Source organism: Streptomyces sp. NPDC002564, assembly GCF_042889645.1.
GTDB lineage: Bacteria > Actinomycetota > Actinomycetes > Streptomycetales > Streptomycetaceae > Streptomyces.
This window is the reverse complement of the sequence record NZ_JBIARE010000007.1, coordinates 150,402-163,926: the sequence shown is the minus strand read 5'-3', so window position 1 is coordinate 163,926 and position 13,525 is coordinate 150,402. Positions and strand designations below refer to the sequence as shown.

At 74.9% G+C, this 13,525-nt stretch carries 8 protein-coding genes and 1 pseudogene; 1 reads left to right on the top strand and 8 read right to left on the bottom strand.

From position 1 onward, the window contains the following. Positions 1–84 precede the first annotated feature (84 nt). The 6 genes and pseudogenes from ACFYXE_RS24915 to ACFYXE_RS24890 all read right to left on the bottom strand — a co-directional run bounded on the left by ACFYXE_RS24915 (position 85) and on the right by ACFYXE_RS24890 (position 7,894). Positions 85–1,404: a M28 family metallopeptidase gene (locus ACFYXE_RS24915; protein WP_389316269.1), complete on the bottom strand. Its 1,320-nt coding sequence runs from the start codon at positions 1,402–1,404 to the stop codon at positions 85–87. A 317-nt stretch (positions 1,405–1,721) separates the two neighbouring features. Then, complete coding sequence (rbsD, locus tag ACFYXE_RS24910; RefSeq protein WP_389315792.1) at positions 1,722–2,111, bottom strand: D-ribose pyranase; 390 nt, start codon at positions 2,109–2,111, stop codon at positions 1,722–1,724. After that, positions 2,108–3,037 (bottom strand): ribokinase, encoded by a 930-nt coding sequence (locus ACFYXE_RS24905; protein WP_389315790.1) that lies wholly within the window; start codon positions 3,035–3,037, stop codon positions 2,108–2,110. Before ACFYXE_RS24905 ends, rbsD begins: the two co-directional genes overlap by 4 nt. Before the next feature lie 195 nt (positions 3,038–3,232). After that, positions 3,233–5,179 carry a substrate-binding domain-containing protein gene (locus ACFYXE_RS24900; protein WP_389315788.1) on the bottom strand — a complete coding sequence of 649 codons (1,947 nt, stop codon included), beginning with the start codon at positions 5,177–5,179 and terminating at the stop codon, positions 3,233–3,235. A 133-nt stretch (positions 5,180–5,312) separates the two neighbouring features. Then, positions 5,313–6,842, bottom strand: a pseudogene (locus ACFYXE_RS24895) (sugar ABC transporter ATP-binding protein); the annotation flags it as partial. Further along, positions 6,839–7,894 (bottom strand): LacI family DNA-binding transcriptional regulator, encoded by a 1,056-nt coding sequence (locus tag ACFYXE_RS24890; RefSeq protein WP_389315786.1) that lies wholly within the window; start codon positions 7,892–7,894, stop codon positions 6,839–6,841. The gene ACFYXE_RS24890 and the pseudogene ACFYXE_RS24895, both read right to left, overlap by 4 nt. Positions 7,895–8,131: 237 nt before the next feature. Between ACFYXE_RS24890 and ACFYXE_RS24885 the strand changes: the two genes are divergently transcribed. Beyond that, on the top strand, positions 8,132–11,077 hold the full coding sequence (locus tag ACFYXE_RS24885) for a BTAD domain-containing putative transcriptional regulator (RefSeq protein WP_389315785.1): 2,946 nt from the start codon (positions 8,132–8,134) through the stop codon (positions 11,075–11,077). Between the two features lie 46 nt (positions 11,078–11,123). Here the strand turns inward: ACFYXE_RS24885 and ACFYXE_RS24880 are convergent, their stop codons facing one another. Together ACFYXE_RS24880 and ACFYXE_RS24875 are read right to left on the bottom strand one after the other, a co-directional pair. Then, the gene (locus tag ACFYXE_RS24880; RefSeq protein WP_389315783.1) at positions 11,124–12,440 is read right to left on the bottom strand and encodes a cytochrome P450; all 1,317 of its coding nucleotides are present in this window, start codon (positions 12,438–12,440) and stop codon (positions 11,124–11,126) included. Further along, on the bottom strand, positions 12,437–13,333 hold the full coding sequence (locus ACFYXE_RS24875; RefSeq protein WP_389315781.1) for an alpha/beta fold hydrolase: 897 nt from the start codon (positions 13,331–13,333) through the stop codon (positions 12,437–12,439). The genes ACFYXE_RS24880 and ACFYXE_RS24875 overlap by 4 nt, the downstream gene beginning before the upstream one ends. Between the last annotated feature and the right edge of the window lie 192 nt (positions 13,334–13,525).

Here is a 13,525-nt window from a genome sequence, read left to right as displayed (position 1 = left end):
GGCGGGGGCCCGCGGCGGTGGGCTCCGACGCCGGGGCGGGGGGGGGGGGCCCCCCGGGGGGCCCCCCCCGCCGCCGTGTGCGCGCTAGAAGGTCAGCTTCCAGCTGTTGATGTACCCGGTGTCCTGCGCGGCCACGTCCTGCACCCGCAGCTTCCAGGCGCCGTTGGCGGCCTCGCTCGACGCGTTGACCGTGTACGTCGCGATCACGTTGTCCGCCGAGTCGCTGCTGCTGGAGTTCTTCAGGCGGTACGCCGTGCCGTCCGGCGCGAGCAGGTCGACGACCACGTCACCGCGCCAGGTGTGCCGGATGTCGACGTCCACCTTGAGGGCGGCCGGTGCGTTGCCCGTACGGCCGGAGACGTCGATGGTCGAGGTCACCGCCGCGCCGTTGTCCGGGATGCTGACGTCCGTGGTGTTCTCGTACGCGTCGCCGGGCGGGACGGGGGTGTCCGTGCCGAGCGTCCAGATCGCGTGCGCGATGGCGTCGCTGTTGCGGTCGAGCGCGGTGTCGTTGATGTTCGACGTCGAGTCGCACGACGAGTGGTAGCAGCGGTCGAAGGCCTGCCCCGACGTGCCGCCCCACTTCTGGGCCTGCGCGCTGGACTTGGCGCGCTCGGCGCCGGAGAACAGGCCGCCGACCGGGATGCCCGCGCTCTTGAACGGGGCGTGGTCGGAGCGGCCGTCGCCCTCGGTCTCGATCTCGGTGGGGACGTTCAGGCCCGCGTAGTAGTCCTTGAACGTCTTCTCGATCGTGGGGTCGTCGTCGTAGACGAAGTAGCCCGCGTTCGGTGAGCCGATCATGTCGAAGTTCAGATAGCCGCTGACCTTCGAACGCTCCGCCGTCGGCAGGTTGTTGACGTAGTACCGCGAGCCGACCATGCCCAGCTCCTCGGCGCCCCACCAGGCGAACCGCAGGTGCTTGGCCGGCTTCAACTGCGCGCGGGAGACGGCGAGCGCGGTCTCCAGGATGCCGGCCGAGCCCGAGCCGTTGTCGTTGATGCCCGGGCCCGCGGAGACGCTGTCGAGGTGGGCGCCGGCCATCAGGACCTTGTTCGGGTCGCCGCCGGGCCAGTCGGCGACCAGGTTGTAGCCGGTGGCGCCGCTCGAGGTGAACTGCTGGATGCTGGTGGTGAATCCGGCCGCGTCCAGCTTGCTCTTCACGTAGTCCAGCGAGGCCTTGTAGCCCGGCCGCCCGTGGGCGCGGTTGCCGCCGTTGGCCGTGGCGATGGACTGGAGCTGGGTCAGGTGCGCCTTGACGTTGGCCACGGGTATGTCGGGCGCCGCGAGCGTGGTCGAGGGGGCCGCGACGGGGGAGGCGAGCGCCGTGGGCGCGGCGGTGGCGAGCAGTCCGGCCGCGGCGAGGACGGCGAGTCCTGCGGTGGTGCGTCCGAGGGCCCGGGGCATGCCGGGTCGGGCGGGTCTGGAGAGCTTCATGTGGGGCTCCGTATTCCGAACGGCGAGAGGGACGGAACGTGCGAGGCGCCCTGCGACGCGGGAGCCGCGGGGCGCCTTTGGAGCTGTGCGTTGCCTGATGTTGAACGCGGGCCGATCCGGCGTCAAGAGCGGAATCCGGTCACAATGCGGTCAGCCACGTTCGTATTTCGGACATGGCGGGTGCGGGAGTGTCGCGTGGGGCTCCGCGCCGTCCCGTGGACGGGCCGGCCGAACGCCCGCCCGTGCGCCCCGCGCTCCGCCCCGACCTCGCCCCGGCCCCGGCCCGTTCAGAAGAAGACGCCGCACCTCAGCAGCACATTGGCGTACGGCCGTGCCTCGCCCGTGCGGACGACCAGGCGGGCCCCGGCCGAGCGGGCCTTGACGTCCTCGTGCGGGACGAGGTCGAGCGCGGGAAGGCGCTCCCGCAGCAGCCGCGCCGCCGCCGGATTCGCCTCCCGCACCTCCTGCGCCGCCGTCCCGCCCTCCACCACCAGCTCGGCGAGGAGCCCGTCGAGGACCTCCGCGAAGGAGGGCACCCCGGCCCGGAAGGCCAGGTCCACCACGCGCGGTCCCGACGGGATCGGCATGCCCGCGTCGCACACGAGCACGGTGTCCCCGTGCCCCAACTCGGCCAGCGCGCCCGCGAGATGGCGGTTCAGGATCCCGGACCGCTTCACCGGGAGGGGACCTCGGGCGCGCGCGAGGCCAGCTCCGCCCCGGTGGGGTAGGAGTCCTGCGCGCCCTTGCGGGTGACCGCGGCCGAGCCGACCCGCACCGCGTAGGCCGCCGCCGCCGCCAGGTCCTCGCCGAGGCCCAGGCGCCAGCCGAGCGCCGCGGTGAAGGCGTCGCCCGCGCCCGTCGTGTCCACCGCCTCGACCCGCGGGCTCGGGACCCGCACGACGCCGTCGGACGAGCCGTCCGCGGTGAGCGCGCCCTCCGCGCCCAGCGTGATCACCACCGAGCGGGGGCCGAGCGCGAGCAGCCCGCGCGCCCACTCCTCGGGCGTGTCGCCCGCGTCCCCGCCGAGGATCACCCGGGCCTCGTGCTCGTTGACCACCAGCGGGTCGCAGGCCGCGAGGACCTCGTCGGGCAGCGGGGCCGGCGGCGAGGGGTTCAGCACGAAACGGGACCCGGGCCGCAGCCCGCGGACGACCTCGGCGACCGTCTCCAGGGGGATCTCCAGCTGGCTGGAGACCACCCGCGCCGCCGCGAGCAGGCTGCCCGCCGCGCGGATGTCCGCCGGGGTCAGCCGGGCGTTAGCGCCGGGCGACACCACGATGCTGTTGTCGCCCGACGGGTCGACGGTGATCAGCGCGACGCCGGTCGGCGCGCCGCCCACCAGCACCCCGACGGTGTCCACGCCCGCCGCGCGCTGCGCGTCGAGCAGCAGCTCGCCGTGGGCGTCGTCGCCGACCCGGGCGAGCAGCGCGGTACGGGCGCCGAGCCGGGCGGCGGCCACCGCCTGGTTGCCGCCCTTGCCGCCGGGGTGGGTGGCGAGGTCGGAGCCCAGGACCGTCTCGCCGGCCGCCGGACGGCGCTCCACGCCCACCACCAGGTCGGCGTTGGCGGAGCCCACGACCAGCAGCTCGTAGTCGTCGTTCATGTGCTGTTCCCTGCTTTCGTACGGTGCTGACGCGGCGCGGCGGCCGGGCGGGCCCCGCGTCGGCGGATCGGTGGACCAGGAGACCGCAAGACCGGCCGGCCAGGCGACCTGGGGGTCACGAGTCCGTGGGGTGACGAGTCCGTGGGGTTGCGAGTCCACGGGGTCGCGAGTCCGTGGGGTCGCGAGTCCACGGGGTCAGGAGAAATCCTTCACGTTCTTCGACGTGACGACCTTCACCGGGACCTTCACCGTCTCCTCGACCTTCTTGCCGTCGGCCGCCCGCACCGCGTTGCGCACGGCGATCCTGCCGAGCTGGTCGGGCTGCTGCGCCACGGATGCGTACAGTGTGCCCGCCGCGACCGCCTTGAGGCCGTCGGGGGTGCCGTCGAAGCCGACCACGGGGACGGACCTGCCGGCCTTGTCGCCGAGCGCCTTGACCGCGCCGAGCGCCATCTCGTCGTTCTCGGCGAAGACGCCGCTCACGCCCTTGTTGGACTGCAGGAGGTTGGTCATGACGTCCAGGCCCTTGGTGCGGTCGAAGTCCGCGGGCTGCCGGGCGACGACGTCGATGCCGGGGTAGGCCTTGATGCCCTCGGCGAAGCCCTGTCCGCGCTCGCGGCTCGCGGAGGTGCCGGGCGTGCCCTGGAGGACGACGACCTTGCCCTTGCCGCCCAGCTTCTCGGCGAGGGTCTTCGCGGCCAGCTTGCCGCCCGCCACGTTGTCGGAGGCGACCAGCGTGGCCGTCCTCGCCTTGTTCACGCCGCGGTCCGCGGCGACCACCGGGATGTCCTGCTTGTTGGCGCCGCGCACGGCGGGGCCCGCCGCGTCGGAGTCCACCGGGTTCACGATGATCGACTTCACGCCCTCGCCGGTGAAGTTCTGCAGCTGGTTGGTCTGCTGGGACGCGTCGTTCTGGGCGTCGGTGACCGTCAGGTCGACGCCCGCCTTCTTCGCCTCGGCCTGCGCGCCCTCCTTCATCTGCACGAAGAAGGGGTTGTTGAGGGTCGAGAGGGACATGCCGATCTTCGTGGACGTGCCGGACGAGCCGGAGTTGACCAGGGAGACCGCGCCGATCACGGCTGCCGTGACGACGGCGGCGAGCAGGTACTTGAGCGCCTGCGGCCCCTTGCGCCCGCCCGCTCCCGAGGCCCCCGACGAGGCGCCCGGCGTGGCGCCGGCCCGCCGCCGCAGCGTGTCCAGGAGGACCGCGAGGGCGATGACGACACCGATGACGACCTGCTGCCAGAAGGCGGACACGGACAGCAGGTTGAGGCCGTTGCGCAGCACCGCGAGGATCAGCGCGCCGACCAGCGTGCCGGACGCCTTGCCGACGCCGCCCGCCAGGCTCGCGCCGCCGATGACGACGGCGGCGATCGCGTCCAGCTCGTAGCCCTGGGCGGCCTGCGGCTGCGCGGAGACGAGGCGGGAGGCGAGCACGACGCCCGCGACGGCCGCGAACAGCCCGGAGAGCGCGTAGATGACGAGCTTCTGGCGCTTCACGCGCAGGCCGGAGAGGCGCGCGGCCTCTTCGTTGCCGCCGATCGCGTACATGGAGCGGCCGATGAACGTGCGCCCGAGGACGAGCGCTGTGACCAGGCCCATCGCGACCATCACGAGCACCGGGACCGGCAGCCAGCCGCCGATGGTGTCACCCAGGTGCGAGACCGAGTCGGGGAAGGCGATCGGGCTGCCCTGCGATATCACCAGGGAGAGACCGCGGGCCACCGACAGCATGGCGAGCGTCGCGATGAACGGCGGGAGCTTCCCGTACGAGACGAGCAGGCCGTTGACGAACCCGCAGGCCATGCCGGTCGCGACGGCCAGCACCAGCGCCAGCCAGACCGGCAGGCCCTGGGACGTCGCCGTCCAGGCGAGGACGGTGGCCGACAGCGCGGCGACCGAGCCGACCGACAGGTCGATGCCCGCCGAGACGATCACGAAGGTGACGCCGAACGCGAGGATCGCGGTCACCGCCGCCTGCACGCCCACATTGAGCAGGTTCTGCGTGGTGAGGAAGTCGCCGGAGAGCAGCGACATCGCCACCACCAGCACGATCAGGGCGCTCAGCGCGCCGTTGTCGAGCAGGACGCGGCGCAGCGTCGGTGCGCCACCCGCGTCGCGCTTCAGGGATTCAGTGGCCACGGGTGCTGCCCTCCGCTGTGTCGTCCTGCGCCGGGTCGTCCTGCGCCGAGTCGTGCTGCGCCGGGCCGTCCAGGGCCGGGTCGTCCTGTGCTTGCCGTACGGCCGGTTGCCGTACGGCCGGTTCCGGCTGCCCCGCGTCCGCGCGCGGTGCCGCCGGATCGGGTCGCTGTGCGGGCGCGGTGGTGACGGCGAGCGCCATCACCGCGTCCTGGGTGGCCTCGTCGGCCGTGAGTTCGCCCGCGATCCGGCCCTGCGCCATGACGAGGACCCGGTCGCTCATGCCGAGCACCTCGGGCAGGTCGCTGGAGATCATCAGGACCGCGTGCCCGGAGGCCGTCAGCTCGTTGATCAGCTGGTAGATCTCGACCTTGGCGCCCACGTCGATGCCGCGCGTCGGCTCGTCGAGGATGAGGACCTTGATGTCGGCGAGCAGCCACTTGCCGATGACGACCTTCTGCTGGTTGCCGCCGGACAGGGTGCGCACGTGCTGGCCGAGCCCGGCCATCCGCACCCCCAGCTGCTCGGCGATCCGCGCGGCCGCCCGCTGCTGCCCCTTGAGGTCCACGAGCCCGGCCCGGGTCGCCGAACGCAGCGTCACCAGGCCGAGGTTCTCCCGCACGGAGGCGTCCAGGAGGAGCCCCTGCCCCTTGCGGTCCTCGGGGACCAGGCCGATGCCCGCGCCCATCGCCGCGTTCACGTCGTGCCGGGGCAGCCGCTCGCCGTGCACGTCCACGGTGCCCCGGTCGTACGGATCGGCGCCGAAGACGGCCCGCGCCACCTCGGTGCGGCCCGCGCCGACCAGGCCCGCGAGGCCGACGACCTCGCCGGCCCGCACCTCGAAGCCGACGTCGTGGAAGACGCCGTCGCGGGTGAGGCCCTCGACGCGGAGCAACGGCGGCCCGATGTCCGGGCGTTCGCGCGGGTACTGCTGCTCGATGCTGCGCCCCACCATCAGGCGGACGAGCTCGTCCTCGGGCGTCGCTGCGGGCACCTGGTCGATGCTGCGGCCGTCGCGCAGGACGGTGACGCGGTCGCCGAGGGCCGCGATCTCCTCCAGGTGGTGGGTGATGAAGACGATGCCGACGCCGTCCGCGCGCAGGGCGCGCACGATCCCGAAGAGCCTGTCGACCTCCTCGGAGGTCAGCACGGCGGTGGGCTCGTCCATGATCAGCACGCGCGCGTCCAGGCTGAGCGCCTTGGCGATCTCGACCATCTGCAGCCGGGCGATGCCCAGTTCGCGCACCTTGGCGCGCGGCGACACCCGGACGCCGACCCGTCGCAGCAGCTCCTCCGCGTCGGCCTCCATCTTCCTGCGGTCGACCAGGCCGAAGCGGCGCGGCTGGCGGCCCAGGAAGATGTTCTCGGCGACGGTCAGGTCGGGGACGAGGTTGAACTCCTGGTAGATGGTGGCGATGCCGAGCCGCTCGGCGTCCTGCGCGCCGTTGATGCGGACCTCGCGGCCCTCGGCGAAGATCCGTCCGCTGTCGGGGCGGTAGGCGCCGGAGAGCATCTTGATGAGGGTGCTCTTGCCCGCGCCGTTCTCGCCGAGCAGCACGTGCACCTCGCCGCGGCGCAGGTCGAAGTCGACGGAGTCGAGGGCGACGACGCCGGGGAACGTCTTGCGGACCGACTCGATGCGCAGCAACTCGTCCTGGTTGCTCACGGGTTGCTCCTTCGTACGGAGGTGTCGTCGCCTGGCGCGAGCGGCGAGGCGTCCTCGCCGCAGGAACGCCGGGCGACGAGGCGGGCGGGCAGGGTCACGGACCGCGGGCTCCGGCCCTCGATCCGGTCGATCAGCGCCTGCACGGCGGCCCGGCCGAGGTCGGCGGTCGGCTGGGCGATCGCGGTGACCGGCGGGTCGGTGTGCACGAACCAGGGGATGTCGTCGAAGGCCGCGAGCCCGATGTCGTGCGGGACGCGCAGGCCGTGCGCGCGGATCGCGTCGAGCGCGCCGAGCGCCATCAGGTTGTCGGCGGCGAAGACGACCTCGGGCGGCTCGGGCAGCGCGAGGAAGCGCTCGGTGGCCCGCCGCCCGCTGTCGGCCTGGAAGTCGCCCTGCCCGATGTAGGCCCCGGGCAGCGCGATGCCGTGCTCGCGCAGCGCGTCCCGGAAGGCCTCGACGCGTTCGCTGCCGGTGGTCGTGGCGGCCGGGCCCGCGATGATCGCGAGCCTGCGGTGGCCGAGCCCGTGCAGGTGGGCCACCAGGTCGCGCACGGCCCGGCGCCCGTCGGAGCGGACGACGGGGACGTCGACGCCGGGGATCCACCGGTCCACGAAGACCACCGGGGTGCCGGCCCGCACGGCGTCGAGCATCAGCGGCGAGCCGCCGTCGGTGGGGGAGACGAGCAGGCCGTCGATCCGCCGGTCGAGCAGGGTCCGCACGTGGTGGTCCTGCAGCTCGGGGCGCTCGTCGGCGTTGCCGATGATCACGCTGTAGCCGAGCGCGCGGGCGGCCTCCTCCACGGAGCGGGCCAGCTCCGTGAAGTACGGGTTCAGCACGTCGCTGATGACCAGGCCCAGGGTGCGCGTCTGGTCGGTGCGCAGGGACCGCGCGACCGCGTTGGGCCGGTAGCCGAGCGCCTCGACGGCGGCGAGGACGCGGGTGCGGGAGGCGGGGCTGACGGAGGGGTGACTGTTCAGGACGCGCGACACGGTGGCAACGGACACGCCGGCCTCGGCCGCGACGTCCTTGATGCTCGCCGGACTCGGGCTCATCGTCGGTCCACCTCCTTGTGGAATCGATTACACGGAGGATTGGAAACGATTACACGGGGGTGTGGCAAGGGGGTGGAGGCCGCGGGCCGGGGAGTGAGATCCGATCGTGATGTGGTGGGAGGTCCGCTCGAACGAGCGGGCGGCGGGGTGTCCGGGCGCCGGTCGTAGGCTGTCCTACGGATCCACGACACGGCACGGGGCACCGGTACGGCAGGGACACGGGAGAGCGTGGGGGCCATGCGGGAGGACGACCTTCGGTACGCACTGCTGGGGCCGGTCAAGGTGTACGCGGCCGACGGGCGGGCCGTCGGCCTGGCACCCCAGCAGCGCGCGATCCTGGCCATGCTGCTCGCCCGCGGCGGCCGGGCCGTCACCGCAGGCGAGCTCGTCGACGGCGTCTGGGGCGCCCCTGCGCCCGAGCGCGCCCTGCCCACCCTGCGCACCCAGATCGGGCAGCTGCGCCGGCGGCTCGAACCGGGCCGCCCCTCCCGCGCGCCCGCGGGCGTCCTGCTCTCCGTGTCCGGCGGCTACCGGCTGCGGGTCGCCGACGGAGCCTGCGACCTCGACCTCTTCCAGGGCTACGTCGCACAGGCCGAGCGGGCGGTCCTGGCCGGTGACCCGCACGGCGCGCGCCGCCTGTTCGGCCGGGCCCTCGACCTCTGGCGCGGCGAGCCGCTCGCCGGAGTGCCGGGCCCGCACGCCGACATGCTGCGCGCCGCCCTCACCGAGAGCCGTCTGACCGCCCTGGAGACCCGCGTCCGCCTCGACCTGGAGCTGGGCGCGCAGGCCGAGAGCATCCCCGAACTGACCCTGCTCGTCGCCGAACACCCGCTGCGCGAGGGCCTGCGCGCCCAACTGATGCTCGCCCTGTACCGCGGTGGCCGGCAGGGCGAGGCGCTGGCCGCGTACGCCGACGCGCGCCGCCTGCTCGACGAGGAGCTCGGCGTCGAGCCCGGCCCCGAACTGCGCGAGCTGCACCGGCGCGTGCTGAACGCCGACCCGGCCCTGGGCGCCGCCGCCTACGGCCCGCTGCGCCCGGGCCCGGTCGCCGGATCCGGTCCGGCCGCCGGACCCGGCGCGGCCACCGAGCAGGACCCGGCCGCCTACCACGTGCCCACCCCCGCCCAACTCCCCGCGCCGCCCGCCGACTTCACCGGCCGCGCCGACGCCGCCGACCGGCTCGTCGCGGCCCTGGACACCGCGGCGCCGCAGGTCGTCGTCTCCGCGGTGGCCGGGCTCGGCGGGGTCGGCAAGACCGCGCTCGCCCTGCACGTCGCGCACCGGATCAGGGACCGCTACCCCGACGGCCAGCTGTACGTCGACCTCGGCGGCGCCTCGGCCGTGCCGGTCGAACCCGCCGAGGTGCTCGCCCGGTTCCTGCGCGCCCTCGGCATCGCCGCCGTGCCGGACGGGCCGGACGAACGGGCCGCCCTCTACCGCTCCGTGCTCGCCGGGCGCCGCGTCCTCGCCGTCCTCGACAACGCCGCGAGTGCTCGCCAGGTGGCCCCGCTGCTGCCCGGCATGCCCGGCTGCGCGGTCCTGGTGACCAGCAGGGCCCGGCTCCCCCTGCCGGCGGCCGAGGCGTTCGAACTCGACGTCTTCACCGAGGACGAGGCCCTCGCCCTGCTCGCCGGGACCGTGGGCGCCGACCGGGTCGCGGCGGAGCCGGAGGCCGCCGCCGAGCTGGTCGCCGCCTGCGGCCTGCTGCCCCTCGCGGTCCGCATCGTGGGCGCCCGGCTCGGCCGCCGCCCGTCCTGGTCGATCGCCTCCCTCGCGGACCGGCTCGCCGACACCCGGCGCAGGATGGCCGAGCTGAAGGCCGGCGGCATGGCGGTCGAGGCGAGCTTCCGGCTCAGCTACGACCAGTTGTCGCCGCCCCTGGCCCGCGCCTTCCGGCTCACCGCGCTCGTCGAGGGGCCGGTGTTCGCGCTGCCGACGGCGGCCGCCGTGCTCGACCGGTCCGACCGGGAGACCGAGTCGCTGCTCGAAGAGCTGGTCGACGCGGGTCTGTTGGAAGCCGTGCCCGAGGGCGGCTACCGCTACCACGACCTGCTGCGGCTGTTCGCGCGGGCCCGTGCGGAGGAGGCGGGGGGCGACGACGGCGAGGCCGACCGGGCCCTCGGGCGGCTCGTCGACCACGCACTCGCCGCGGTCCGCGACGCCCACCGGCTCGCCAGGCCCGGCAGCACGGTCCCCGACGAGCTGGCCCGCACCCGCGCCCCCGGCATCCGCTTCGCCGGGGCCAACGCGGGCCAGGAGTGGGTGCGCCGCGAGCTCGACACCCTGATCGCGGTGCTGCGCGAGGCCGCGGCCCGCCCCGGCGTACCGCTCGCGCCCGCCGCGGACCTGCTGCTCGCCCTCGACCCGTTCGGCGAGGCCGACTTCCTGTGGCCCCGCCTGAACGGTCCCGCCGCCGCGCTCGCCGAGGCCGCCGCCGACCGCGGGGAGACGGCCGCCGAGATCCGCGCCCGGTACATGCTGGGCGGCGGCCTCTGGCAGGTCGGCGAGGGGAAGGGGGGCCTCGCCGAGGTGAACCGCGCCCTGGAGCTCAGCCGGGCCACCGGCGACGAGGTGCTCCTGGGCCAGCTCCTCAACGTCGCGGGTCTGGTGAGCGAACGGGACGAGGCCGGGCTCGCCCTCTTCCTGGACAGCGCCGCCGTGCACATCCGGCGCGGCAACCTCTGGGGCGAACTGGAGACCTCGGCCAACACCGCGTCGGTGCTGCGGGCGCTGGGACGGCCCGCCGAGGCGCTGGACCGCCTCACCGCGGCGCTGGCCCGGGCCAGGCCGCTGGGCTGGACCGTCGTCCGCGTCTACCTGCAGGGCAGCCACGCCCGCACACTGGCCCGGCTGGGCCGCCACGCCGAAGCCGTGGACAGCTTCACCGAGGCGCTGACGGGCTGCCGCAGGACCGGCTCCGGATATCTGGAACTGCTCGTGGAACAGGGCATCGCCGAGGCCGAGCAGGCGCTCGGGCGCCCCGGCCGGGCCGCCGCCCACCTGGAGGGCGCGCTGGCCGCCGCCCGGCGGCTCGGCAGCGAACGGCTGCAGGCCGACGCGCTGCTCGGCCTCGGCCGCGCCCTGGCCCTCGCCGGCCACGCCGAGCGCGCCCAGGCCTGTCTGCGGGCCGCGCGCGACCTGCGCGAACGCCTCGGCGTCGAGCCGCCCGAGCAGGACGGCTGACGGCCCGGCGGGACGGCCTGCCCCCCGCACGGCCCCGGGGCGCGGGTCAGCCGGGCGCCTCCAGGCGCAGCGACTTGAGCCCGTTGATGAAGTGCGACACCAGCCGCCGGGGCGGCGCCGCGAGCCGCAGCGCGGGCAGGGCCCGCACCGACTCCTCGTAGAACACCTGGAGTTGGAGCCGCGCGAAGTGGGCGCCCAGGCAGACGTGCGGGCCGTCCCCGAACGCCACGTGCGGGTTGGGGGAGCGGCTCAGGTCCAGGCGGTGCGGGTCGGTGAAGACGCGCTCGTCGTGGTGGGCGGAGGCGTGGAAGACGACGACCTTGTCCCCGGCCGCGATACGGGTGCCCGCCAGCTCGGTGTCGCGGGCGGCCGTCCGCCGGAAGCTGAGCACCGGCGGGTGGCTGCGCAGCAGTTCGTCGACCGCGTCCGCGGCGGTGACCGTCCCGGCGCGCAGCCGTGCGTACTCGCCGGGGCCGTGCGCGAGCTGGAGCAGTCCGCCCGGCGCCGCGCTGCGCACGGTGTCGTTGCCCGCGACGGTGAGCAGGAAGAAGAACATCTCCAGCTCCGGGCCGGTGAGTTCGGGGTCGGTGGCGAGGGTCGTCAGGACGTCGTCGGCCGGGTGCGTCCGCTTGTGCGCGGCCAGCGACCCGGCGTACGCGAACATGTCGCCCAGCATCGCGGGCGAGCGCGGATCCAGCGGCGCGCCGTCCGGGCCCGGCACCCGCGGCGCCGCCTCGTCCGGGTCCTGATAGCCGATGACGCGCCGGGTCCAGTGCAGCAGCAGACCGCGGTCGGCGGGCGGAACGCCCAGCAGGTCGGCGAGGTTGAGCAGCGCGTAGTCGTCGGTGACGGCGGTCACCAGGTCGAAGGTGCCGTCGCCCGCGCGGGCCCCCGCCACGGCGTCCGCGAGCAGCGTCCGGGCGCGCTCGCGCACCCGCGCCTCGAACCGCTCGATCCGGCGCGGCGTGAACGCGCGGCTGACCAGCCTGCGCAGCCTCCCGTGGTCGGCGGGACCGGCGCCGCCGGGGCGGGCCGGGTCCTGGTTGAGCATCATCCGCCGGATGAACGGCAGGTCGTCCGGCGCGGGGTCGCGGATCTGCGTGGCGCCCAGGTACGAGGAGTACGTCGCCGCGTCCTTGAGGACACGCACCACGTCCGCGTGCCGGGTCACCGCCCAGAAGCCGGGACCCGCGGGCCAGCCGAGCACGGCGGGCTCCTCCTGCCAGGCCACCGGATGGTGGTCGCGCAGCACGCGGTAGCGGTCGTACGGCACGCCCTGCGCGTACCGGCGCGGGTCGAACACGTCGGGGACGGGCACCGCAGTCACCGGCGGCGTGTGCGGGGGCGTGTCGCGCAGGCTCACGCGGCGCCGCTCCGGGAGCCGCCCCGGGGCTCGCCGCCCCCGGGACCGCCGGTCCGGTCCGTGGCGTCGGCGGCGTGGGTGTTGTGGGTGGCGTGGGTGTTGTGGGTGTCGTCGGTGATGCCCACGCTGTCCGCGCGCAGGAAGTCCTCGACCGTGCGGATCAGTTCGAGGGGCGCCTCGTCCATCGCGTAGTGCCCGGCCCCCGGCAGCTCGGCGAGCTCGCCCTGCGGGAACCAGCGCAGCCACGTGCCGCGCATGACGTCCGCCGACAGGGCGGGGTCCAGCGCCCCGGTGACGGCGAGGGCGGCCACCGGCGAGCCGTCGATCTCGGTGTGGAAGTCCTCGCCCGACCACGAGTCCAGCCACGCGCGGAACGCCTTGTCGTCGCTGACCGCCAGGGAGCGGCGCACCATCCGGTCCAGCCAGGCCCGGGGGCGTACGCCGCCGGTGGTGAAGTCGATGATCGCGCGCCGGTTCTCCGGGGTGTGCGCGGCCGAGGCGAACAGCTCCCACTGCTCGGGCGGCAGCGGCAGCCCGGACGCGGGCACCGGCGAGACGCCCGCGAGGCGCCGCACCCGGTGCGGAGCCGCCGCCAGGACGCGCTGGGCGACGGCGGCGCCCATGGAGTGCCCGACCAGCGAGAACCGCTCCCAGCCCAGCCGGTCGGCCAGGTCGAGCACGTCGGCCGCGCCCTCACTGGTGGTGTACGCGCCGACGGCGTCCCGCGCCGCGCCGTACCCGCGCAGATCCACCAGCGCGTACTGGAACGCGCCGACGTCGAGGTCCGCGAGCAACGGCGCGAACGCCGTCCGGTCCGCGAACCAGCCGTGGACCGCGATGACCTTGTGGGGGCCTTCGCCGAGCAGGGTGTGGGGGAGCAGGAAGGGGGTCATCGTCGACTCCGATCGCCGGCCGGACCGGGGCGGCACCGCTGGGTGTGCGGCCCCGCTGTGCGGGACGGTGACCACCGTGTCCCCAACCGGGGGGCGGCGCAAGGGCGCGCGACCGGCGCTCCGCGTGCGACCAGGGACGCGGGAGGTACCCCGGGGCGGGGGTGAACTTGGCGGACGGCCTGCGGCCGGGCG